This is a genomic window from Chitinophaga deserti (assembly GCF_003149455.1).
GTDB classification, from domain to species: Bacteria; Bacteroidota; Bacteroidia; order Chitinophagales; family Chitinophagaceae; genus Chitinophaga; species Chitinophaga deserti.
Genome location: NZ_QFFK01000009.1, coordinates 60,969 through 81,334, shown reverse-complemented (window position 1 = coordinate 81,334; position 20,366 = coordinate 60,969). Strand labels below are relative to the sequence as shown.

19 protein-coding genes are annotated in these 20,366 nt (G+C 50.8%); 10 read left to right on the top strand and 9 right to left on the bottom strand.

Annotated elements, in window-relative coordinates:
• Nucleotides 1–31 precede the first annotated feature (31 nt).
• Nucleotides 32–859 carry a UDP-2,3-diacylglucosamine diphosphatase gene (locus DEV76_RS20125; protein WP_109699895.1) on the bottom strand — a complete coding sequence of 276 codons (828 nt, stop codon included), beginning with the start codon at nt 857–859 and terminating at the stop codon, nt 32–34.
• Nucleotides 860–1,108: 249 nt separating this feature from the next.
• Here DEV76_RS20125 and DEV76_RS20120 point away from each other — a divergent pair, with 249 nt between their 5' ends.
• The 8 genes from DEV76_RS20120 to DEV76_RS20085 all read left to right on the top strand — a co-directional run bounded on the left by DEV76_RS20120 (nt 1,109) and on the right by DEV76_RS20085 (nt 7,874).
• Nucleotides 1,109–1,726, top strand: a complete 618-nt coding sequence (locus tag DEV76_RS20120; protein WP_232826998.1) for a DUF47 domain-containing protein — start codon at nt 1,109–1,111, stop codon at nt 1,724–1,726.
• Between the two features lie 18 nt (nt 1,727–1,744).
• On the top strand, nt 1,745–2,752 hold the full coding sequence (locus tag DEV76_RS20115; RefSeq protein WP_109699735.1) for an inorganic phosphate transporter: 1,008 nt from the start codon (nt 1,745–1,747) through the stop codon (nt 2,750–2,752).
• Between the two features lie 344 nt (nt 2,753–3,096).
• Nucleotides 3,097–3,957 carry a glucose-1-phosphate thymidylyltransferase RfbA gene (gene rfbA, locus DEV76_RS20110; protein WP_109699734.1) on the top strand — a complete coding sequence of 287 codons (861 nt, stop codon included), beginning with the start codon at nt 3,097–3,099 and terminating at the stop codon, nt 3,955–3,957.
• 9 nt (nt 3,958–3,966) lie between these two features.
• Nucleotides 3,967–4,998, top strand: a complete 1,032-nt coding sequence (gene galE / locus DEV76_RS20105) for a UDP-glucose 4-epimerase GalE (protein WP_109699733.1) — start codon at nt 3,967–3,969, stop codon at nt 4,996–4,998.
• 42 nt (nt 4,999–5,040) lie between these two features.
• Nucleotides 5,041–6,003, top strand: a complete 963-nt coding sequence (locus tag DEV76_RS20100) for a transketolase family protein (protein ID WP_172621706.1) — start codon at nt 5,041–5,043, stop codon at nt 6,001–6,003.
• A 157-nt stretch (nt 6,004–6,160) separates the two neighbouring features.
• Entirely contained in the window at nt 6,161–6,712 is a 552-nt protein-coding gene (locus DEV76_RS20095; RefSeq protein WP_109699731.1) for an RNA polymerase sigma factor, read from the top strand.
• A gap of 37 nt (nt 6,713–6,749) precedes the next feature.
• Nucleotides 6,750–7,364, top strand: coding sequence for a hypothetical protein (locus tag DEV76_RS20090; RefSeq protein WP_109699730.1), 615 nt, complete (start codon nt 6,750–6,752; stop codon nt 7,362–7,364).
• A 6-nt stretch (nt 7,365–7,370) separates the two neighbouring features.
• Nucleotides 7,371–7,874: a hypothetical protein gene (locus DEV76_RS20085; protein ID WP_157963009.1), complete on the top strand. Its 504-nt coding sequence runs from the start codon at nt 7,371–7,373 to the stop codon at nt 7,872–7,874.
• Nucleotides 7,875–7,911: 37 nt separating this feature from the next.
• On the opposite strand, the gene DEV76_RS20080 is transcribed toward DEV76_RS20085, so the two are convergent.
• The 8 genes from DEV76_RS20080 to purD form a co-directional block, all read right to left on the bottom strand.
• Complete coding sequence (locus DEV76_RS20080; RefSeq protein WP_109699728.1) at nt 7,912–8,256, bottom strand: nuclear transport factor 2 family protein; 345 nt, start codon at nt 8,254–8,256, stop codon at nt 7,912–7,914.
• The gene (locus tag DEV76_RS20075; RefSeq protein ID WP_198652144.1) at nt 8,253–9,005 is read right to left on the bottom strand and encodes an MBL fold metallo-hydrolase; all 753 of its coding nucleotides are present in this window, start codon (nt 9,003–9,005) and stop codon (nt 8,253–8,255) included. The genes DEV76_RS20080 and DEV76_RS20075 overlap by 4 nt, the downstream gene beginning before the upstream one ends.
• A 24-nt stretch (nt 9,006–9,029) precedes the next feature.
• Complete coding sequence (gene rodA, locus DEV76_RS20070) at nt 9,030–10,316, bottom strand: rod shape-determining protein RodA (RefSeq protein ID WP_109699727.1); 1,287 nt, start codon at nt 10,314–10,316, stop codon at nt 9,030–9,032.
• A 25-nt stretch (nt 10,317–10,341) separates the two neighbouring features.
• Complete coding sequence (gene mrdA, locus DEV76_RS20065; RefSeq protein WP_109699726.1) at nt 10,342–12,306, bottom strand: penicillin-binding protein 2; 1,965 nt, start codon at nt 12,304–12,306, stop codon at nt 10,342–10,344.
• A gap of 32 nt (nt 12,307–12,338) precedes the next feature.
• Nucleotides 12,339–12,848, bottom strand: coding sequence for a rod shape-determining protein MreD (locus tag DEV76_RS20060; protein WP_109699725.1), 510 nt, complete (start codon nt 12,846–12,848; stop codon nt 12,339–12,341).
• Nucleotides 12,845–13,744 (bottom strand): rod shape-determining protein MreC, encoded by a 900-nt coding sequence (mreC, locus tag DEV76_RS20055; RefSeq protein ID WP_157963008.1) that lies wholly within the window; start codon nt 13,742–13,744, stop codon nt 12,845–12,847. The genes DEV76_RS20060 and mreC overlap by 4 nt, the downstream gene beginning before the upstream one ends.
• Before the next feature lie 70 nt (nt 13,745–13,814).
• Nucleotides 13,815–14,837 carry a rod shape-determining protein gene (locus DEV76_RS20050; protein ID WP_109699723.1) on the bottom strand — a complete coding sequence of 341 codons (1,023 nt, stop codon included), beginning with the start codon at nt 14,835–14,837 and terminating at the stop codon, nt 13,815–13,817.
• A 156-nt stretch (nt 14,838–14,993) separates the two neighbouring features.
• Nucleotides 14,994–16,271 (bottom strand): phosphoribosylamine--glycine ligase, encoded by a 1,278-nt coding sequence (purD, locus tag DEV76_RS20045; RefSeq protein WP_109699722.1) that lies wholly within the window; start codon nt 16,269–16,271, stop codon nt 14,994–14,996.
• 203 nt (nt 16,272–16,474) lie between these two features.
• Here purD and DEV76_RS20040 point away from each other — a divergent pair, with 203 nt between their 5' ends.
• Nucleotides 16,475–18,178 (top strand): peptide MFS transporter, encoded by a 1,704-nt coding sequence (locus DEV76_RS20040; RefSeq protein ID WP_109699721.1) that lies wholly within the window; start codon nt 16,475–16,477, stop codon nt 18,176–18,178.
• Between the two features lie 119 nt (nt 18,179–18,297).
• Nucleotides 18,298–20,364 carry an OPT family oligopeptide transporter gene (locus DEV76_RS20035; RefSeq protein ID WP_109699720.1) on the top strand — a complete coding sequence of 689 codons (2,067 nt, stop codon included), beginning with the start codon at nt 18,298–18,300 and terminating at the stop codon, nt 20,362–20,364.
• Nucleotides 20,365–20,366 lie beyond the last annotated feature (2 nt).

Below are 20,366 nucleotides of genomic sequence, written 5' to 3'. Positions count from 1 at the left end.
ATATTAAGCAAACGTTATAAATGTGTGAAAATTAACGGGTGAAGGAAACTGAGCGGGCTACGGCGCTCCATTCAAGTAACAGGGATTCGTCTTCTTCTTCCGCTACCGGGGCTTTCTTTTCCGCGTGCTGGTAAAGGACCCATTCGCCATTGGCGTACTCCAGGGCAGTGAGGCTTTCTACCCAGTCGCCCGAATTGAGGTATGTTACCTTCCGGCCGTTAACGGTTTCTTCCCTGATCACCGGCTGGTGGATATGCCCGCAGCATACTACATCTATTTCCTTATCGGCGGCAATCTCTACCACCGTTTGTTCAAAATCAGAGATGAATTTTACCGCCTGTTTAACCCCGGCCTTTATTTTCCGGGAAAACGACATCTTCTCCCTCCCCATTTTTTCCAGGAGGTGATTTACGAGGCGGTTCAGTATAATGAGGAGATCGTAGCCTTTTCCACCCAGTTTAGCCAGCCATTTGGAGTTTTTCATGGTTACATCATATACATCCCCATGAAAAAACCAGTGCTTTTTACCATCCACATCCAGCATCAGCTTATTATCGATGAGGAAATTGCCCAGTCCGAACCCGGCATATTTACGGAGGGCCTCGTCGTGGTTACCTGTGAGGTAATATACATCGGTGCCTTTGCCCATCATTTTGAGGATGCGGCGGATTACTTTGGTGTGAGACTTGGGGAAGTACCGCTTACTGAACTGCCAGATGTCGATAATATCGCCGTTGAGGATGAGAATCCTGGGCTGGATGGAGTCCAGGTATTGGGCGAGCTCTTTAGCGTGACAGCCGTAGATTCCGAGGTGGACGTCGGAAATTACTACTATATCCAGTGGTCGTTTGTCTGACATTTGATCGTTTAAGAGGGCTTTCTGCAACTTTTTAACATCATAATTGTTACATATATGATGCGGCGGTAAGGCCCTTAATTCCACTACAAAGGAAAAAATGCTATATTACTCTTATATTAATTCAATGTTACCAAAACATTAATTCTCATTTTTTCCAGGTACTATTTCTTTCAGATAGCTAATTTTGCGGCAAATTTTCAACTAACACAAACTTTTATGGGAGGCTTTAATTCTATTGTGAAATTGTTCATGCCGAAAGACAGAGTGTTCTATTCTCTTTTCGAGGATGTGGCGGCAAACCTGACTGAGATGGGTAAAGTGCTGGTAGAATTGGTGGAAACGAAGGATCCGGCAATCCGGAAAGATAAAGTGCACCTGATTGAGCGGCTGGAGCATAAAAACGATGACCTTACGCATCGTATTTTCGTAGAATTAGGTCAAAACTTCATTACTCCCTTTGACCGGGAGGACATTCACTATCTCGCCTCTACGCTGGATGACGTGGCAGATTACATCCATGGTTCTGCCAAGCGTATCGATATGTACAAGGTAGTGGAGATCAATGACAGCATCCGTAAACTGGCGGATCTGATTAACCAGGGCGTGCTGGAACTGGCGAAAGCCATTCCTGAGCTGCGTACCATGAGCAACATGCGGGCTATCACTGATGCCTGTGTGAAAATCAACAGTCTGGAGAACCATGCGGACGATATTTATGACCGCGCCATCGCTGACCTGTTTGACCAGGAAAGCAATGCCGTGGAGCTGATCAAGATGCGCGAGATCTATCAGGCGCTGGAAATCGCTACTGACAAGTGCGAAGATTCCGCCAACGTGATAGAAACCATCATCATTAAATATGCGTAGCCGCTAATCCGACAACTCATGACATTTCTGGTAGTCATCATTATACTGGCATTTATTTTCGATTATATAAACGGATTCCACGATGCGGCCAACTCTATCGCCACCATCGTGTCCACCAAAGTGCTGACGCCTTTTCAGGCGGTATTGTGGGCCGCGCTATTCAACTTTGCGGCGTTTTTCGTTTCCAAATACTTTTACGGGGAGTTCAAGGTGGGTAATACCATCGCCAAATCGGTGTTTGAAGAGTTCATTACACTGAAAGTGATCTTTTCCGGGCTGGTGGCAGCCATCATCTGGAACCTCCTTACCTGGTGGTACGGCATCCCTTCCAGCTCCTCCCACACCCTGATAGGTGGCTTTATCGGAGCGGCGGTTGCCAACTCACATGGCGCCTTCAGCGTTATCAACTTCGCAAAAGTATTACCAACAGTGTACTTCATTGTGCTGGCTCCGCTTATTGGTATGGTGGTCGCCTTTATTATCACGGTGATCATCGTTAACATCTCCCGCAAGGCTAATCCTTACAAGGCGGAGAACTGGTTTAAGCGCCTGCAGCTGGTTTCATCAGCAGCATTCAGCCTTGGCCACGGTGGTAACGATGCGCAGAAGGTAATGGGTATTATCGCGGCCGCCATGGTGGCCCACGGTAGTATCGCCACCCTCAAGGATGTGCCCGACTGGGTACCATTCTCCTGCTTCGCGGCTATTGCGCTGGGAACACTCAGCGGTGGCTGGAAGATCATTAAAACAATGGGTACCCGTATCACGAAGGTGACACCTCTCGAAGGCGTAAGTGCCGAAACTGCGGGTGCTATTACCCTGTATATGACCGAAAGCCTCGGTATCCCCGTGAGTACTACCCACACCATCGTGGGTTCCATCATCGGTGTAGGTGCCACCAAGCGCCTGTCGGCCGTACGCTGGGGGGTAACGGTGAACCTGCTCTGGGCATGGATACTCACGATTCCGATCAGTGCGGCGCTTGCTGCGGTGGTCTTCTTTATCGTGAACCTTTTCGTTAAATAGCTGATTTTCAATTGAAATATCTAAAAGCCGCCTCTTCAGGGCGGCTTTTTTGTTAACCAGTTCAAAGTACCTCTACATCATCCGGAACTAAAATACCCTTATGCTTTACAGAAGATTGCCATAGTACGAATACAGCGCAGTTAGCGTATTAAACAGCATCCTCCTTAAGAAGTGTGTTTTTATGCCCAAAATCCCTCATGCCCATGACAAATCACCGACCGGGAGGGGTAAAAATGGACCTAAACGGAGAAGATGGGGTTATAAAATTGCATTATATCACAAAATAATAGGGGAAATAGGATGGTTCGACTATTTTTGTGCCTCCAAAAATTTGATAATTAGCCATGAAAGGTATTATTCTGGCAGGAGGCTCCGGAACCCGGCTCCACCCCATCACCTACGCGATCAGCAAACAGATCATGCCCGTGTACGACAAACCAATGATCTATTACCCGCTTTCCACCCTAATGCTGGCTGGAATCCGGGAAATTCTCATTATCAGCACCCCGCATGACCTGCCTGCTTTCCAGCGCCTGTTTGGAGACGGCAGCCAGTTTGGCCTGAGCCTTTCTTATGCCGAACAGCCCGAGCCTAATGGCCTTGCACAGGCTTTCGTGATCGGGAAAGACTTTATCGGTAAAGATCCTGTGGCCCTGGTACTGGGAGACAATATCTTTTATGGCGCGGGCCTTGGCAGCCAGCTGGCTAATAATACCCATCCGGAAGGCGGCATCGTATACGCCTACCAGGTATCTGACCCGGAACGCTATGGCGTTGTGGAGTTCGATGCTAATATGAAAGCCATTTCCATTGAAGAAAAACCGGCAAAACCCAAATCCAACTACGCAGTGCCGGGCCTTTATTTCTATGACAACGAAGTGGTAGATATAGCGGCTAACCTTAAACCCAGCCCCCGCGGAGAATATGAGATCACGGATGTGAACAAGGCCTACCTCGAAATGGGAAAGCTCCAGGTTTCCATCCTCCCCCGCGGCACCGCCTGGCTCGATACCGGTACTTTCGATTCCCTCATGCAGGCTTCCCAGTTTGTTCAGGTGATAGAACAGCGCCAGGGCATTAAAATCGCCTGTATCGAAGAGATAGCCTGGCGGAAAGGGTTCCTGAACAACGAACAGCTCCATAAACTCGCCCAGCCGCTCGTTAAAAGCGGTTATGGCGCCTATTTGATGAATCTGATAAAATAACTTCACAGTATGCAAAAAGTCCTTGTTACGGGCGGTTGCGGATACATAGGATCCCACACCATCGTAGATCTCATCAACAATGGTTTTGATGTAGTGTCGGTAGACAGCAATATCCGATCCTCCACTAAGCTCCTCGAAGGGGTGGAAAAAATCACCGGGCGTAAGATCCGGAATTATAAGGTGGACCTTTGCAACCTGGAAGACACGCATGCCGTGTTCCACGAAAACCGCGACATCGTGGGGGTAATCCATTTTGCTGCCCTCAAAAGCGTAGGTGAGTCTGTAAACGAACCCCTTTTTTACTTTCAGAATAACCTCACTTCACTCATCAATGTGCTGAAGTGCATCAAGGAATTCAACGTACCTAATTTCGTATTTTCTTCTTCCTGCTCCGTATACGGCAACGCCACGGAACTGCCTGTGGTAGAAAGCACTCCCCTTGGCGAAGCCCAGAGCCCTTACGCCCGTACCAAACAAATGGGTGAGCAGATGATCGAGGATTTTGCACGGGTTAATACCGCCAACAGCATCCTCCTCCGTTATTTCAATCCCGTAGGCGCACACCCTTCCGCCCTCATTGGCGAGCTGCCTATCGGTAAGCCCGACAACCTGGTGCCGGTTATCACACAAACCGCCATTGGCAAAATCCCGAAACTCACTGTTTTCGGCGCTAAATACAACACCCGCGACGGTTCCTGCATCCGCGACTATATCCATGTAATGGACATCGCAAATGCCCACACCAAAGCACTGCAATACCTCATCGAAAAACGTAACAGCAGCAATCTCGATGTTTTCAATCTGGGCACTGGTAACGGGGTAACCGTACTGGAAGCTATCCAGGCATTTGAAAAAGTATCCGGTTTGAAACTGAATTACGAAATGGGCCCCGAGCGCCCTGGTGATGTGATCGCTATCTACGCAAACAATAGCAAAGCGAAAACGGAGCTGGGTTGGGACCCGCAGCTGACCATCGAAGATTCGATGCGTACAGCCTGGCAGTGGGAAGTAGCCCTGCGCGACCGTGTTTTACAGAATTAATCTATTTTATTTTCTAGTTTTGCGACACAAATTTCTGGCATTATGGTAAAAGACATACAAGTACTGAACGAAAAGGAGACCCGTGGCGGATTCGGCGAGGGCATCCTGGAAGCAGGCAGAAGGAACCCGAACGTGTTAGCCCTTACGGCTGACCTGCTTGGCTCCATGAAACTGCAGGCGTTTATCAAGGAATTCCCCGACCGCTTCGTTCAATGCGGCATCGCGGAAGCCAATATGATCGGTGTGGCTGCCGGCCTTACCATCGGCGGCAAAATCCCCTACACCACCACTTTTGCCAACTTCTCCACCGGCCGTGTTTATGATCAGATCCGCCAGTCGGTTGCCTATTCCGGCAAAAACGTGAAGATCTGCGCTTCCCACGCAGGCCTTACCCTCGGGGAAGATGGTGCCACCCACCAGATCCTCGAAGATATCGGGATGATGAAAATGCTCCCCGGTATGACCGTGATCGTACCCTGCGACTTTAACCAGACCAAAGCGGCTACCATTGCACTGGCAGACCATGAAGGACCTGCATATCTCCGTTTCGGCCGTCCGAAATGGCCTAACTTCACCGCTGAAGACCAGGATTTCCAGATCGGAAAGGCCCAGATCCTCAACGAAGGCACTGATATCACCCTCTTCGCATGCGGGCACCTCGTATGGAAATGCGTGGAAGCAGGCCGCATCCTTGAAGAAAAAGGCTATAGCGTGGAACTCATCAACATCCACACCATCAAGCCCCTCGATGAGGAAGCCGTGATCAAATCCATCAAAAAAACCGGCTGCGCCGTTACCGCAGAAGAGCATAATGTTCTCGGCGGCCTGGGAGACAGCATCGCACAGGTAGCTTCCCGCCACAACCCCATCCCCATCGAATACATCGGTACCAACGATACTTTCGGGGAAAGCGGTACTCCCATGGAGCTCCTGAAGAAATACGGCCTGGATACACCCCAGATCGTTGCAGCAGCAGAAAAAGCCATCGCCCGTAAAAAAGGCTAAAATCTTATAGCGCAGATTAAACCTTCGCCGGAAAAAACCATCTTAATGATGGTTTTTTCTGTTTTTACAGCAACCCGGAACCCTGGATATTGGTTATATTGGTGTAAAAACCAGCCCGTGCTCCACCGGTTTCCGTTCATTTACTGTACAACCGCTTATGGCTGTAACGCAAGAAGATAAAGAATTACTGGCGCTATTCGGAAATCCGGACTCCCGGGAGAAAGGTTTTACCCTCATTGTCAGAAAATATCAGGAAAGGCTATACTGGCACATCCGCCGCCTCGTCATTGATCATGATGATGCGAACGACGTACTGCAGAATGTATTTATCAAAGTCTGGAAAAGCCTGGATAACTTTCGGGAAGATGCCCAGCTGTATACCTGGCTGTATAAGATCGCTACCAATGAATGCCTGTCCTTTATTGACAGTCTCAAACGCAAGGCCGCTCTTTCCCTGTCAGACGTGGAATCAGGGCTGAGCAACAAGCTCCATGCAGATCCCGGCTATGATGCCTCTAAAATCGAATGGAAGCTCCAGAATGCCATCCTCGCTCTGCCCGAAAAGCAAAGAACCGTGTTCAGTCTCCGGTATTACGACGAAATGCCATACGAAGCCATGAGCAAAGTGCTCGATACTTCGGAAGGTGCCCTGAAAGCATCTTACCATCATGCCGTGAAGAAAGTAGAAGAATATTTAAAAAATAATTGACCTTTAAACCATTGCATGGTTGAAGGGTCTTACTAATATGCCACAAAAAGGAAAAGATATCATTGATGAACTGAAAGCGGTTTCGCCTGACTTTCCCGAACTGGGAGGCATGCCCGGGGTAGAAGTGCCCGACGGGTATTTTGAGCAGTTCCCTTCAGCACTGATCAGCAGGATCCGGAATATGGATGTTACGGACGAGCTGGAAGGCATCGCTCCCATCCTCGCCGCTGCTTCCCGTAAAACCGCTCCTTTCTCAACACCATACAAGTTTTTCGAAAGCCTCGACCGCCATTTGATTGCCGGCAGTGGTAACGAACCTGTTACAAAGGTCATCCCGATAGGTAAAAAGATTCGCCTGTTTAAGCGCTGCCTCGCAGCCGCAGCGATAGCCGGTGTGGTAGTGGTTTCTGCCATCTGGGGAGCCAAACAATGGTCTGGCGCTACCCTCGACCGCAAACTGGCACAGATCAGCGACCAGGAAATTGTCGATTTCCTCCAGTACCGCTCGGATGATTTCGATGATGACAATATCTTTGCCAATGTATCCCTCGAAGAAAGCATGCCCAGCGTGCTGCCGGAGGAATTAAGTAACGAACAGATCGACAACATGCTGGAGGAAAATATCCTCCGGCAGGTACAACTCAATAATTAATAACTGATGAAACGGACCAGATTGATGGGGATAATACTTGCATGCTTCAGCATCGCTCTGCTGCCGGCCTTTATTGAGCCGGTACAGGCGCAGCAGAAGGAAGCACCCGCCAGCGGGGAAGACAAGGTGAAGTCCCTCGAAATCCTCTATATCTCCCGTGAGCTGGACCTCACGCCCGAAGAAGCGCAGAAGTTCTGGCCGGTGTACAAGAAGTATTCGGAAGAAGTAAATACGCTCATCTCCGAACGCCGTAAAAAGGTAAAAGAACTCAAAACCCAGCCCCGTACCGATCAGCTGGCTAATGAAGCGCTGGACCGTGAGCTGGGATATGAAAAGCGCATGCTGGACATCAAGACGCGTTATAAGCAGGAGTTCCTGAAAGTACTCCCCCCTCGCAAAGTTGGCAACCTCTACCGCGCTGAAAGAGAATTCAGGTCCATGATGATACGGCAACTAAAAGAACGCCGCGAAAACCGCGGCTTCAACGGAAAAGGCAATAAGCAACACTAATAAAAAAGCCCCGGCATAGCGCCGGGGCTTTTTGCTTTTATTGCTCTTTATAATGTGCTCTCACTTCTTTCACCTTGCCATCCGGCCCCAGCACCATCATTTCGGCAGACAGGCGGTTGCTGATGCTCTTATAATACAGCACCACGGAATCTACCCCTTCCAGCACATGATACAGATCAAAGTGCAGATCGGGATAGGCCGCCAGCCCCTTTTCAAAATAGGCTCTCAGCGCGGTTTTACCTGATATACGGCCCAGAGGGTCGTTATTCAGTTTCTGAATGATGGGAGAATAAAAAACGATGTCGTCGGCATAGTGTTCCATGATGGCGTCGAGGTCGTGGTTGTTCCACGCCTGCACCCAGGCTTCGGCTAAATGGTTCATTGTTGGAATTTTGCTGTGGGTTGTTTGGTATCGTGATAAAACAAAAACGTCCAGTTATCTGCTATCCCTCTTTCCATATACTGCTGCCGCAATTCACTCGCCCGCTTCCCGTCATAATCATACTTCGCCACAAAGCGGCTCTTCATCTGGGAGATCTGCGGTGCTTCATCTCCCCCGAAAAACACTTTATCCTCCCCGTCATCAATCAGAAATACCTGGTGCTGCGGACAGTGCCCGCCCGACCATTCGTAATGGATATATCCGTCGATGCTGCCTTCCCCTTCGGTAAACAATACATTATCGCGCTGTGCCAGCAGGTCGAAATCTTCTTTATGATAGGATTTGCCATCGTTCGCAAAAGCATAATCCAGCTCCGGCTTTGAAACGTAATAGGTAGCGTGCGGGAAGCTGAGACTGCGTTCGCCGGTTACCGGATCGGTAACGATCACACCGCCGGAATGATCTTTATGCAGATGACTCATCAGTACCTTGGTTACTTCCATGGGGTTGATCCCGTTATCGATCAGGTTCTGATGCAATTGAAGGATGCCGTCTGAATTACGGAAACCGAGGCCGGTATCCAGGAGGATGATATCGCGGTCTGTAATGACAAGGAAAGGTTGAATCTCTACCAGCAGGGAGCCTGCAGGCCTTTCTTTCAGCTTGTCTTTGCGTTCATCGAAGGGTACAAATTGCTTGGTTCCGTCTACAGTAAAGCTTCCTTCCGAAAGCGGGATAATGCGTGCCATTATACAAATGTAACAAATCGGCCCCTATCTCAATACCATCTGCCGGTCCGCATCGAGGCGGAGCATGATGAAAATGAGCATGGTAAACGTCATGAGAGACGATCCGCCGTAAGACACCAAGGGCAGCGGGATCCCGATTACGGGCGCCAGACCGATCGTCATCATGATATTGATGGCCAGATGGAAGAAAATAATGGATGCTACGCCGTATGCGTAGACGCGACTGAAGGTAGACCGCTGTCGCTCCGCTATGAAGATGATCCGTAAGAGCAGGGATACATATATACCGAGGAAAATGAGGCTTCCTACGAAACCAAAGTCTTCACCGATGGTGCAGAAGATAAAGTCCGTGGATTGTTCCGGTACGAAGTCTAACCGGGTTTGCGTGCCTTTCAGATATCCTTTCCCCCAGAATCCACCGGAGCCGATGGCGATCATAGACTGCCGGGTGTTATACGTGGCCTTGGGGTCGTTTTCCTGACCGAGCATTACGTAAATGCGGCGCACCTGGTAATCTTTCAGGACGTTGGTGAACACGAAGGGCACAACATACATTACGAACGAGGAACAGAAAGCCCAGATAGCAATAATCGTTACCAGCCGGGATTTCTTCCGCCGGATCTGGTAGCGGTTGAAGTATATAACAACGGCTGCTACCCCGGTAAAGATATACAGGAGAATAAATTTATCGATCAGCAGGGCGCTCAGTACCAGCACGATCCCGGAGAACGCGATTACCAGCAATACCCCTGGCAGGCCCTCGCGGTACATTACGAGGAAAAAGGCGAGGTATACGAGAGCAAGCCCCGTTTCGTCCTGCAAAATGATAATAGCAAGGGGAAACATGACCATACCCACTGCAATCAGGCGCGACCGCAGTTTCGTGAAATCAGTTTCCATGGCCGACAGGTATTTAGCCAATGCCAGGCAGGTACAGAGCTTGGTGAACTCCGCAGGCTGGAATCGGAAGCCGCCCAGCTCCAGCCAGGAATTAGAACCCTTAACACCGGTGCCTATGGCCAGTACCACCAATAATAACAGGATACCGAAAGCGTAGAACAGGTTGGCCGTTGCGGTGAAGAACTTACTATCCGTTAGCCAGATGCCGGTAGCCAGCACAATAGACACGCCGAACCACAGTACCTGCCGTGCCCAGTTCTTATTCTGGGAAAGGAGGTTCTGGATCACATGGTCACCTTCCCGGTATTCCGCAGCGAATATCGCGAGGAAGCCGATAAATACCAGCGCGAGGTACATCCCGAAGATGGGCCAGTCAATACCTGCTGTTAATTTCGCCTGTGAGCGGTTCATGGTGTCTGTTTGCGCTTTTTATTTTTTAGTGCCCGAGTATTTTTCTCATGATCACGGCCCCTTCAGCACCTGCGTAATTCACACTGTTGAGGGAGTCGAGTTTGGATTTATGTTTGATCTCCGGAGAGAACGTATTAGAGTTAAGCATTTGCTCAAGCACTGGCTTACGTTTGGCAGAGATCGTATCTGTCAGGTATTTTTCCATGAGGATACTGGCGATGGGTACTGCGTATGTGGCACCGAAGCCCGCGTTCTCCACTACAACGGCAATGGCGATCTTAGGATTGTTCTTCGGCGCGAACCCTACGAAAAGTGAGTGGTCTTTCAGCTTTACCATTTTACCATTAACTATGGTCGTATTTTCTGCCGTACCGGTTTTCCCGCACACTTCAAATCCTTCGATCTGGGCCTTTCTTGCTGTACCGCTGGTAACAACATCCGCCATACCGTCTACCACAGACTGGAATGCATCGCTGGAAATATGGGCTACTGAAATCTTCTCTTTATACTTTTTCAGGATATCGGATTTATCCTGGTCGATGGACTCCACGAAGTGCGGTATGTGATACCAGCCACGATTTGCAATGATGCACATGGCATTTGCAAGCTGTATGGGAGTAAGCGACAATTGTCCCTGCCCCATGCCCACATACATTTCGGAGCAGGAGTTCCATACATTCCGGTATACACGGTTCATTCTGGCCGTATCCGGTACGATGCCCATGGCTTCAGAAGGAATATCTACCCCAATTCGGCGGCCAAGCCCCATTGCTTTCAGGTATTCCACCCACTTTGCCTGTCCGTTTTTGGTGCCGCCCCATTTCTTATTATCTACAGACAGGCGGTAAACGTGCATGAAATAGCTGTTGCAGGAGTTGGCCAGCGCCACACGCATATTTGCAGCGTGCCCGGGGTTGCTGTGCGTACAGCGGGAGAACCGGCCGCATAGGCCGTACCCGCCATGGCATGGGAAACCGAAGTCAGGACCGATAACGCCTTCATCCAGTGCAATAAGCCCTGTTATTGGCTTAAAGGTAGAACCCGGCGGATAAATCGCCTGAATAGCCCTGTTAAACATGGGCTTTACAGTATCAGTCAGAAGGATACCAAGGTTCTTGGCGCGGTAAGATCCGGAGAGCAGGTTTGGGTCGAAGGTGGGACCGCTCACCATTGCAAGGATTCCGCCGGTTTGCGGGTCAATGGCTACAATAGAGCCGATCTTTCCTGCCATCATCTTTTCGCCTAATACCTGTAAATCCAGATCAAGCGCCAGGCGAAGGTTCTTACCTGCAATGGCGGCCGTATCGAAAATCCCTCCTTCCAGGGAGCCCTGTGGCCGGTTCAGGTTATCTTTTACCAGGTACTGGATACCACGCTGCCCCATGAGAATATTCTCATAGGTGCGTTCCAGGCCCGTCATACCAATATAATCACCCTGCTGGTACGAGCTGTATTTGCCGCTGGTATCTGCCAGCATGCCGGGAGAAATTTCACTGATATATCCGAGGAAGTTGGCTCCAACGCCGTAAGGGTACGAACGTACCGGCCTTTGCACCAGCTCAAAGCCGGGCTGAAACAGGTACATACTTTCCTGTAAGCGGCCATACATATCGGGAGAAAGGAGGTTGGCAAATACGGATGGCCTTCTTGGACCTTCGCGGTTCTTCGCTACCTGGATGCGCCGAAGGAATTCCGCCTTCTCGATCTCCAGTATCTCGCACATATATGCCGTATCGATATTCTTAACGTTAATAGGGGTTACCATGAGGTCGTACAACGCCTCATTTCGCATCACGGCACGGCCATGACGGTCGTATACGATGCCGCGGCTGGGGTAAATCACTTTACGCAAGTGGGCGTTGGCATCTGCCAGTTTGGAATATTTTGTTTCCACCACCTGCAGGAAAAACAGCCGCGCCACGATCACCAGTACGGTGCCGAGCATGATGAATTGGATGACGCGCTTTCTGGACTGATTAAAAACAGACATGGCAGGTTCCTGGATTTATACTTTTTTGCTCCCTATTTCCTGCTGAAGAACAACAGCTCGTATATCAATATCAAAAATAAACTGGCTGCGGTCGACAACAAAATCTTCATCAGGAGGTACAGGGGATCGGAAAAACTGAAAACGGACAAACAAAAATACGCGATGTGATGCAACAAGACCATTACGGTCGCATAAATCGCGAACTGGGAAACGCCCATGGTAGTAACGGAGGGCGTACGCTGAGGGCCTTCGAAGCCGCCCTGCGGACTAAGGATATTGAGCACAAATGGCCGCAGGTATGCGATGAATACGCAGGCAGCGGCATGAACGCCCATGGAATCCGAAAACATATCGAGCGTAAGCCCCAGCATCAGACCCAGCAACTGAAGAGCAGGGCGCGGCAGGTTAAAGGGCAGCAGCAGGATAAAGAGCATGTAAAGATAGGGGTTCACCATCTGGTGCACGAGAATCCGGTCCAGCACCAATACCTGGAACAGGATCAGCAGGATGAATCGGATAATATTTCGTAACAGTATGCTCATTTCAACATTTTGCGTGTCGAATCTTCCAGTCTTACCTGCTCATCGCGCAGCAGGTTCTCGATGACGTACACGTATTGCAGGTTGTAAAAATTAGTGGCCAGTTTAAGGCGGATGGAAAACGAGGTACTCGCTTTCTCGCCGGTGTAAACGGTATCAACGTAACCGATATTAACGTTTTCAGGGAACACGGCAGAGAAGCCGCTGGTTACCACTGTATCGCCTTTATGCAGCTTGGCGCTGCGGGGCACGTCTTTCATGATTACATATCCGGCATCATACCCATCCCAGTACACAGTACCGATCTCCCCGGAGTTTTTCAGGCGGGAGCTGAAGCTGAAAGAGGATGAACTGCCGTTGGATTTGGTGAGCAGGGAAATGATCACCGCATAGTTTTCGCTGGCCGTACGCACTACGCCTACCATACCGTTAGGCCCGATCACGCCCATGTTGGGACGGATACCGTCTTTACTGCCGCGGTTAATGGTAATGGTATTGGTGGCCTGGTTAACGGAGTTGTTGATGACTTTCGCACTCCGGTAAAGGAGTTTCCGCACCTCAGTGCTGAGGAGCTTCCGGGCAGTATCGTTCGTGAATTTCCGGAGGGTATCCATTACGATCCTGGAGGAAGTATCGCGCACATCAAAGCTGGTGGCCAGTTGCTGGCGCAATGCCAGGTTTTCGGATACCAGACTGTCGTTGGTGGATTTGAGATGGAAGTAGTACTGAACGTCGTTATAGCGGGTATACAGTTTACCGGAAACACCGTTGGCAGAATTGAGGTAAACGGTGCGCTGAAAATTGTTGTTCCTGAAAACGAAAATCAAACAAATCACTTCCAGCAGTAAGAACAGAAAGAAGTTAAAATACCGCCGTAAGAAAATGATCAGATTGCGCACTGGATACGAGTCTAAGGATTCCGGAAAGTCTTCCGGCACACCCCGGGGGCATGCCGGAAGGCGTTTGATATTATTGCATCAGGAAAGGATACTTGCCGATGTGTTTCAGGGCAATGCCGGTGCCTCTTACTACGGCGCGCAGCGGATCGTCTGCCACATGAACGGGCAGTTTGATCTTCTGGCTCAGGCGCTTGTCGAGCCCGCGGAGCAGGGCGCCACCACCGGTGAGGTAAAGGCCGCGGCGGTAAATGTCCGATGCCAGCTCAGGAGGGGTGGTTTCCAGCGCCTTCAGGATGGCTTCTTCGATCTTGAAGATCGATTTGTCCAGCGCTTCGGCTATTTCCTGGTACGATACCATGATTTGTTTGGGGATACCGGTCACAAGGTCGCGGCCGTTTACCGGGATGTCATCCGGCGGATTGTCAAGCTCCTTCAGGGCCGAGCCGATCTGGATCTTGATCTGTTCTGCTGTACGCTCACCGATCAGCAGTGAGTGGTAGCGGCGGAGTGCCTCCATGATATCAGCGGTAAACTCGTCTCCCGCAATGCGGATGGACTGGTCGCACACGATACCTGCCAGGGCGATCACGGAGATACCGGTGGTACCACCTCCGATGTCAATGATCATGTTACCCACCGGCTCTTCCACGTCTATACCAATACCGAGGGCCGCAGCCATCGGTTCATGAATGAGATACACTTCCTTGGCGCCTGCCTGCTCGGCAGAGTCGCGCACCGCACGCTTTTCCACCTCCGTAATGCTGGATGGGATACAGATCACCATTTTCCAGCTGGGGGCGAACAACGGCTTCTTGGGATAAACCATCTTGATCAGCTCGCGGAGCATCCCCTCTGCCGCATTAAAGTCTGCGATCACACCGTCTTTCAAAGGACGGATAGTACGCAGGTACTCGTGCGTTTTCTCGTGCATCATCATTGCCTTCTTACCTACGGCTACGATCTTCCCGCTGGCCCTTTCTATGGCCACGATGGAAGGTTCGTCCACCACCACCGAATCATTGTGAATGATCAGTGTATTGGCGGTACCAAGGTCTATTGCAATCTCCTGAGTTAAAAAGTTAAAGAAGCCCATTGTTTGATACGGTCAAAAATATTTGAATGCAAAAATGAATAATTCTAACGAATATACGATGCAATTATTGGATTATTCAAGAGTTTGTGCGGAAATAAATAAAAGAAATGCTATATGCATATTTTCACTATCCGTGAACTCTGTACGACGAATTACTTAGCTGAATTCATACCCAATATCGCGACGATAATACTTGCCCCCGAACGAAATGCTGTCTGCAGTTGCTTTGGAATGCGCCAGTGCCTGCTGCAAATCGCTTGCCAAAGATGTTATAGCCAGCACACGCCCTCCGTTGGTCAGCACCTTTCCCCCATCGGCTTTCGTACCGGCGTGGAAAACGATCTGATCCGCCGTGGGTGCGGGGATGCCTGTAATTTCTTTCCCTTTCTCATACGCCTCGGGATACCCGCCGCTCACCAGCATAATGGTAGATGCAGCACGAGGATCTTCGGTTACTGTGATCTGATCCAGCTGCTGGCCCTTCATGGCAGCGAACAGCTCCAGCAGATCGTTCTGCAGGCGCGGCATCACCACTTCCGTTTCAGGATCGCCCATCCGGCAGTTGTATTCGATCACGAAAGGATCGTTCCCCACCATGATGAGACCGAAGAATATGAAGCCGTGGTATACGATACCCTCAGCAGCCAGGCCCTTCACGGTAGGCCGCACCACCTGCTCCTCCACTTTCGCCATAAAGGCTGCGTCTGCAAAGGGAACGGGGGAAATAGCACCCATACCGCCGGTGTTAAGGCCGGTATCACCTTCGCCGATACGCTTGTAATCCTTGGCGGAAGGCAGCAGCACATAGTTCTTACCATCGCTCAGGGCAAAGGCAGACATTTCGATACCTGTCAGGAACTGCTCTACCACCACTTTCCTGGAGGCTTCTCCAAACTTGGCGGATTTGATCATTTCCCGGTATTCGGTAAGTGCTTCTTCGTGTGTGGCAGCGATCACCACGCCTTTACCCAGCGCCAGGCCATCGGCCTTGAGCACTATAGGGAGGGCATGAGCGCTGATATATGCAAGGCCTTCTTCGAAGTTGGCATCGCTGAATTCGCGGTAAGCTGCAGTGGGAATATTGTGGCGGAGCATGAACTCCTTGGCGAAGGCCTTGCTGCCTTCCAGGCGGGCGCCCGACTGTGAGGGGCCTATCACCGGAATGTGCTGCAGGGCAGGGTCGTTGGCGAAGAAATCAAATACGCCTTTTACCAGCGGTTCTTCAGAACCGGGCAGGAGCAAATCGATCTTATTGCTGATACAAAAGGCTTTGATGCCTTCGAAATCGCTGACGGAAAGATTGACATTCTCGCCATAAGCCGGCGTTCCTGCATTGCCCGGAGCTATGAAAAGCTTCGAACATGAAGGGCTTTGAGCCATTTTCCAGGCCAGGGCATGCTCCCGGCCACCGCTACCTAACAGTAAAATGTTCATAATGGATTGAGACGTAATATATGAGGAGATTTCCGGCGCCGTGCGGTGCACTGTCACACGGAAATTTTTGCAAAGTAAGGTCAAAAAAACCGTTATTTGGACGCGATAGGCTGATTTTCTTTATCTTTCGGCCTATTTTTGAAAAGTAACTGTATTTAGTAACTGTATTATCGCTAAGAAAAGCAAAACTAAACTGACCATTTATGAATCAACGGGCTACTCAGAGTGGGCACCCTAAGGGATTGTATGTGTTGTTTGCAACGGAAATGTGGGAGCGGTTCAACTATTACGGGATGCGCGCCATCCTGGTACTGTTCCTCACCAAAGCGCTGGCATTCGATAAAGCATTCGCTTCCAGCCTTTACGGCAGCTATACAAGCCTTGTGTACCTCACTCCGCTCATCGGCGGCTTTGTTGCCGACCGCTACTGGGGCAACCGTAAATCCATCATCATCGGCGGCCTGCTCATGGCCCTGGGCGAATTCCTTTTGTTTGGATGCGCATCGATCTACGGCACCTCTCCTCAACTTTCCACGTTCCTCTTCTTCTCCGGCCTCGGCTTCATGATCGCTGGTAACGGATTCTTCAAACCGAACATTTCTTCCATGGTAGGACAACTGTATCCCGAAGGCGACCGCCGGATCGATGCAGCCTACACTATCTTCTACATGGGTATCAACGTAGGTGGCGCTCTCGGCCCCGCCATCTGTGGCGCCGTGGGTGATACCGGAGACCCGTCTGACTTTAAATGGTCGTTCCTCGCCGCAGGTATCGCTATGCTCCTGAGCGTAATCGTTTTCCAATGGCTGAAAGATCACTACATCCGCCGCCCGGACGGCTCCCCGCTGGGTGTGCGCCCGGAAGATGCCAAAGAAGGTAAAGCGATCCTGATGTATATCGGCCTGTTCGTAATGTCTGCCGCCATGATCGGCATGCTGTTTACAGACGCACGCATATTCCCGTTCATAACTTATTTGTTGCTGCTGGCTGTACTGGCCATCGGTTACATGATCTTCTCCGATAAAAAACTGACGAAGGGAGAGAAAACCAGGATTCTGGTGATCTTCATCGTAGCCTTCTTCGTGATCTTCTTCTGGTCTGCCTTCGAGCAGGCTGGCGCCTCCCTCACCTTCTTTGCTGATGAGCAAACCAACCGCCAGCTGAACTGGAACATCCCCGTATGGCTCATTTCCGTTCTTTCTGCCGGCCTTATCTACCTGCTGGGTAAAGCTTACATGGGTGCACGCAAGCACCTGCAGCAAGACCCTCCGGGTGTACGGTATATCATTTATATCCTGCTGGCTGCCTGCGTAGGCTACCTGTTGTATGTAAATGTCAACTTCTTCGTAAAAGGACAGTCCACCATCTACCTGAACGAAATACCGGCCTCCACCTTCCAGTCGCTCAACTCTATCTTCGTGGTAGCATTTGCCCCGGTGTTCGCCTTCCTCTGGCTGAAACTGGGTAAATACGAACCTTCCTCCCCCACCAAAATGGCCATCGGCCTGCTGCTGCTCGCCATCGGCTACCTGGTAATAGCCTTCGGTGTGAAAGATGTGGCTCCCGGCGTTAAAGTGACCATGATGTACCTCATCGGCATGTATGCCCTGCATACCTGGGGTGAGCTCTGCCTATCGCCTATCGGCCTCGCACTGGTGAACAAACTGGCCCCTGCCAAATTCGCCTCCCTGCTGATGGCAGTATGGTTCCTGGCAAACGCTATCGCCAATAAACTGGCAGGCGAGCTCAGCGCACTGTACCCCGATGGCAAAACCACCGTTTTCCTCGGTTACCAGATGAGCAACCTGTACGAGTTCTTCATGCTCTTCGTAGGCATGTCGGGCGTGGCAGCACTGATCCTCTTCCTGCTGACCAAAAAACTGCAAAAGATGATGGCTGCAGAGTAGTCCGCTCCATTATTCATGATAAGATAAAGCATGCAGCGCCCCGGCCCTGCATGCTTTATTTATTTACGCAAAACGATAAAACACTATATTTAGGCCTCGCAACATCCTAACCACTGCATATGTCGTCAAAATTTAAACCTTTCGTAGCCCCGGAGATGAAGATGAAGGAGCTGACGCTCAAGTCCATTCTCCTTGGCTGCCTGGCCGGAATCATCTTCGGCGCCGCCACCGTTTACCTGGCGCTCAAAGCCGGCCTCACCGTATCCGCATCCATTCCTATTGCGGTGATTGCCATTACGTTAGGCAGAAGATTCTTCAAAACCACCATCCTGGAGAACAATATCATCCAGACCACAGGTTCTGCCGGCGAGTCCATTGCCGCAGGCGTGGTATTTACCCTCCCCGGGTTCCTGTTTCTTTCCGCCAATGAAGCTGGCGTAAGCAGCGGGGAACAGTACTTCGATTACCTCACCATCCTCGTACTGGCCATTTTCGGCGGGTTACTGGGTACACTGATGATGATACCCCTCCGGCGGTCGCTCATCGTTAAAGAACATGAAACCCTTCCTTATCCGGAGGGAACTGCCTGCGCCTCGGTACTGAAAGCCGGGGAAAAGGGCGGTACATTCGCCAAAACAGCCTTTATCGGCCTCGGCGTAGCGCTGGTTTATGCCATGTTACAGAAAGTACTGCATGTGATCGCCGAAACTCCGGCTTACATGACCAAACAGGCTAACAAGGTTTTCCCTTCCGCTAAAATATCAGGAGAAATCACCCCGGAATACCTGGGTGTAGGCTATATCATCGGCCCCAAGATTGCCGGTGTACTGGTGGCGGGCGGTGTACTGGCATGGCTCTGCCTCATTCCCCTCCTCGCATCCCTCATTCCCGGAGATATTGTGGCTGCCCAGCTCGTAAAGCTCGGTATGCTCGCCAACCTTCAAACACCCGGAGGCCCCGGAGCATGGGACCCTGCCGCACATTCATTCACCGACTGGTCATCCGCCATTTACCAGGCCTATGTGAAACAAATAGGCGCGGGCGCTGTAGCAGCAGGTGGTTTCATCACCCTGCTCAAAACAATCCCCACCATCATTTCTTCCTTTAAAGACAGCCTCGGCTCCCTGAAAGAAAAAGGCGAAACCGGTGAAGTACCCCGTACTGAAAAGGACATCTCTTTTAAATATGTGATCATCGGCAGCATCGCGCTGGTATTGCTCATGGCATTCCTCCCCCAGCTGCCGGGAGAATCAATCCTTAATAAATTACTCGTAGGCCTCCTCGTGGTGATCTTCGGTGCGTTCTTCGTTACCGTTAGCTCCCGCATCGTTGGCCTCATCGGCAGCTCCAACAACCCTATCTCGGGGATGACGATCGCCACCATCATGGGCACCTGCCTGATCTTTATCGCAGTTGGCTGGACGGGCAAAGTATACGAACCCATGGCCCTTGTGGTAGGTGGTATGATCTGTATCGCAGCAGCCAATGCCGGAGCCACCTCGCAAGACCTCAAGTCGGGCTATATCGTTGGCGCCACTCCGCGTAACCAGCAGATCGCGCTTTTCGTTGGCGCCATCGTTTCATCGCTGGTAATCGGCTGGACCGTCCACTTCCTCGACACGCCTACCAAAGCCATGATGGACCAGGGTATTACCCACGCCATTGGCTCTCCTACTTATGCAGCCCCCCAGGCTACCCTCATGGCCACCCTGATTAAAGGTATCCTTGGCGGCGACCTCGACTGGCAGTTTGTACTGGTAGGTGTATTCATCGCCGTAACGCTGGAGCTTTGCGGTGTTAAATCGCTTTCTTTCGCCGTGGGTGCTTACCTCCCCCTCTCTACTACATTGCCCATCTTCGTTGGTGGTGCTATCCGCGGGCTGGTAGACTGGAAGCAGAAGCGTTCCGGCATTTCATTGTCTGCCGAAGAAGAGGAGCTGGGTAAAGGCAACCTGTTTGCCACAGGCCTTGTGGCCGGAGGCGCCGTAGCAGGGGTGATAGTAGCGATCCTGTCGGTTCCCGAGGATATTGCCGCCTTCCTCGCTAAAGTAAGTGCGCATGCAGGGCTTGAGCGTGCGCTGGGAGCAGGTGGCTACCAGTTGCTGGGTGTACTGTTCTTCGCCGCCATGGGCTATATGCTTTACCGCATAGGCCGTCAGAAACAGGTTTCAATTGAAAAACTCTAAAT

What these genes read in the sequence shown, in the direction of transcription:
- DEV76_RS20075 (WP_198652144.1), bottom strand. Translation starts at nt 9,005, where the DNA reads ATGGCACGCATTATCCCGCTTTCGGAAGGAAGCTTTACTGTAGACGGA.
- DEV76_RS20120 (WP_232826998.1), top strand. Translation starts at nt 1,109, where the DNA reads ATGCCGAAAGACAGAGTGTTCTATTCTCTTTTCGAGGATGTGGCGGCA.
- mrdA (WP_109699726.1), bottom strand. Translation starts at nt 12,306, where the DNA reads ATGTCTGTTTTTAATCAGTCCAGAAAGCGCGTCATCCAATTCATCATG.
- DEV76_RS20050 (WP_109699723.1), bottom strand. Translation starts at nt 14,837, where the DNA reads ATGGGCTTCTTTAACTTTTTAACTCAGGAGATTGCAATAGACCTTGGT.
- DEV76_RS20125 (WP_109699895.1), bottom strand. Translation starts at nt 859, where the DNA reads ATGTCAGACAAACGACCACTGGATATAGTAGTAATTTCCGACGTCCAC.
- purD (WP_109699722.1), bottom strand. Translation starts at nt 16,271, where the DNA reads ATGAACATTTTACTGTTAGGTAGCGGTGGCCGGGAGCATGCCCTGGCC.
- galE (WP_109699733.1), top strand. Translation starts at nt 3,967, where the DNA reads ATGCAAAAAGTCCTTGTTACGGGCGGTTGCGGATACATAGGATCCCAC.
- DEV76_RS20060 (WP_109699725.1), bottom strand. Translation starts at nt 12,848, where the DNA reads ATGAGCATACTGTTACGAAATATTATCCGATTCATCCTGCTGATCCTG.
- DEV76_RS20040 (WP_109699721.1), top strand. Translation starts at nt 16,475, where the DNA reads ATGAATCAACGGGCTACTCAGAGTGGGCACCCTAAGGGATTGTATGTG.
- DEV76_RS20090 (WP_109699730.1), top strand. Translation starts at nt 6,750, where the DNA reads ATGCCACAAAAAGGAAAAGATATCATTGATGAACTGAAAGCGGTTTCG.
- DEV76_RS20035 (WP_109699720.1), top strand. Translation starts at nt 18,298, where the DNA reads ATGTCGTCAAAATTTAAACCTTTCGTAGCCCCGGAGATGAAGATGAAG.
- DEV76_RS20115 (WP_109699735.1), top strand. Translation starts at nt 1,745, where the DNA reads ATGACATTTCTGGTAGTCATCATTATACTGGCATTTATTTTCGATTAT.
- rodA (WP_109699727.1), bottom strand. Translation starts at nt 10,316, where the DNA reads ATGAACCGCTCACAGGCGAAATTAACAGCAGGTATTGACTGGCCCATC.
- DEV76_RS20085 (WP_157963009.1), top strand. Translation starts at nt 7,371, where the DNA reads ATGAAACGGACCAGATTGATGGGGATAATACTTGCATGCTTCAGCATC.
- DEV76_RS20080 (WP_109699728.1), bottom strand. Translation starts at nt 8,256, where the DNA reads ATGAACCATTTAGCCGAAGCCTGGGTGCAGGCGTGGAACAACCACGAC.
- DEV76_RS20100 (WP_172621706.1), top strand. Translation starts at nt 5,041, where the DNA reads ATGGTAAAAGACATACAAGTACTGAACGAAAAGGAGACCCGTGGCGGA.
- rfbA (WP_109699734.1), top strand. Translation starts at nt 3,097, where the DNA reads ATGAAAGGTATTATTCTGGCAGGAGGCTCCGGAACCCGGCTCCACCCC.
- DEV76_RS20095 (WP_109699731.1), top strand. Translation starts at nt 6,161, where the DNA reads ATGGCTGTAACGCAAGAAGATAAAGAATTACTGGCGCTATTCGGAAAT.